Raw genomic sequence first — 2152 nt, forward strand, 5'->3', positions numbered from 1 at the left:
CCGTTCGCGGTGGCCAGCAATTGCGCGCGACCAACATCGAAGTGCCGGCCGATATTTCCTCGGCGACTTTCCCGATGGTGGCGGCGGCGATCGTTCCGGGTTCGGACTTGCTGCTGACGGCTGTCGGTATCAATCCAACGCGCACCGGCATCATCGAAATCCTGCGTCGCATGGGTACGCAGATCGACCTGACCAACGAGCGCCTGTTCGGCGGCGAGCCGGTGGCCGATATCCGGGTTCGTGGCGGACAGCTACAGGGCATCGCGATCGGCGGCGATCTGGTGGCTTCGGCGATCGACGAATTTCCGGCCGTGTTCGTGGCCGCCGCCTGTGCCAGCGGCACGACGGTGGTCACCGAGGCCGAAGAGCTGCGAGTCAAGGAATCCGACCGCATTGCTGCGATGTGCGATGGCCTGACTGCGCTCGGCGTTTCGGCGATCGCCCAGCCGGATGGCGCAATCATCACCGGCGGCGGTATTGGCGGTGGCACGGTGGACTCGAAGGGCGATCACCGCATCGCCATGAGCTTCGCGATCGCCGGCCTGCGCGCGACGGGCGCGATCACCATTCTCGATTGCGCCAACGTCAATACCTCGTTCCCGGGTTTCGTCAGCCTGATGAGCAAGGCGGGCCTTCGAGTCAGCGAGCAGCGGGCCTCGTGACTTCCGCCTTGCCCTTGGTGATTGCAGTTGATGGCCCGAGCGGTGTCGGCAAGGGTGTGGTCACCCGCTGGCTGGCGACCCGGACCGGCTGGCATCGACTGGATAGTGGTGCGCTTTATCGCATCCTCGCGCTCGCCGCCGTGCATGCCGGCATTCCGCTGGATGCTCATGAACGAGTGGCGGCGCTGGCGAGCGATCTGCAGATCCAGTTCATCGGCGAAACCGAGGCTGACGAAGCGATTCTGGTCGGCGGCGCCAACTGGACCCACGAAATCCGTGCCGAAACCACCGGCAATCTGGCGTCGCAGATCGCGACCGCGCCGGTGGTGCGGGCCGCGCTGCTGCAACGGCAGCGTGATTTTCGTACCGCGCCCGGCCTGATTGCCGACGGTCGCGACATGGGCACGGTGGTGTTCACCGATGCGACCCTGAAGATTTTCCTTGACGCGAGCCCCGAGGCGAGAGCCGAGCGCCGCTATCGCCAGTTGAGCAGGAAAGGCGCAAGTGTTAATCTTGACGACCTGTTTGTAGAAGTCCGTGCTCGTGACGAGCGCGACCGCAAGCGAACAGTGGCGCCACTGGTTGCCGCGCCCGACGCCGTAGTGATCGACACGACGCGGATGGCGGTACCGGAAGTGCTGGAAAACATTGAAAAACTGCTGGGTTCCCGGCAGCTGGATCGATAGAGCGGGACCGTTGCAAAGCGGATTGCCAGGATGGCGATTCTTAAACCCCAGACCATGTTGCCAGGGCGGCTCCATGGAAGCGTTACCTACTTATAGAGCTTGCTGAATGATCGAAAGTGTCGTTGAACTCAGTTTCGCCGAGATGTTTGAAGAAAGCCTCTCAGGCGGCCAGTCGATGCAGCCTGGCACCATCGTTACCGCGCTGGTGCTCGAAGTTAAGGCTGATGTTGTGATCGTCGACGCCGGACTCAAGTCCGAAGGCGTCATTCCCATCGCCGAATTCATGGTCGACGGCGCACCGGCAACGGTGATGGTCGGCGACCGCATCGAAGTGGCGCTGGAAACGGTCGAAGACGGCTTTGGCGAAACCCGCTTCAGCAAAGAAAAGGCCGAACGCATCCGGACCTGGGACCGCCTCACGAAGGCGTTCGAGGGCAAGGAAACCGTCATCGGCATCATCACCGGCAAGGTCAAGGGCGGTTTCACCGTCGATATCGGCAACGTCCGCGCATTCCTGCCGGGTTCGCTGGTCGACGTCCGTCCGGTTCGCGACACCGCGTATCTCGAAGGCAAGCCGCTCGAGTTCAAGGTGATCAAGCTCGATCGCCTACGCAACAACGTCGTCGTTTCTCGCCGTGAAGTGCTCGAAGCCGAATACTCGGCCGAGCGCGACATGCTGCTCGAGAAGCTCCAGGAAGGCGCGATCCTGCGCGGCGTGGTCAAGAACCTCGTCGAATACGGCGCGTTCGTCGACCTCGGCGGCATCGACGGCCTGCTGCACATCACCGACATGGCCTGGCGCCG

Annotated in this window: 2 protein-coding genes and 1 pseudogene; all 3 read left to right on the top strand. The window is 62.9% G+C overall.

Going from position 1 to position 2152, the window contains the following annotated elements; genetic code table 11:
• A pseudogene (locus QZY06_RS10015) lies at positions 1 to 662 on the top strand (3-phosphoshikimate 1-carboxyvinyltransferase); the annotation flags it as partial.
• Positions 659 to 1348 carry a (d)CMP kinase gene (cmk, locus tag QZY06_RS10020; protein WP_295683588.1) on the top strand — a complete coding sequence of 230 codons (690 nt, stop codon included), beginning with the start codon at positions 659 to 661 and terminating at the stop codon, positions 1346 to 1348. The pseudogene QZY06_RS10015 and the gene cmk, both read left to right, overlap by 4 nt.
• Positions 1349 to 1454: 106 nt before the next feature.
• A partial coding sequence (locus QZY06_RS10025; RefSeq protein ID WP_295683591.1) for a S1 RNA-binding domain-containing protein occupies positions 1455 to 2152 on the top strand: 698 nt, incomplete at its 3' end.

The sequence above is a fragment of the uncultured Nevskia sp. genome, from assembly GCF_903885465.1.
GTDB lineage: Bacteria > Pseudomonadota > Gammaproteobacteria > Nevskiales > Nevskiaceae > Nevskia.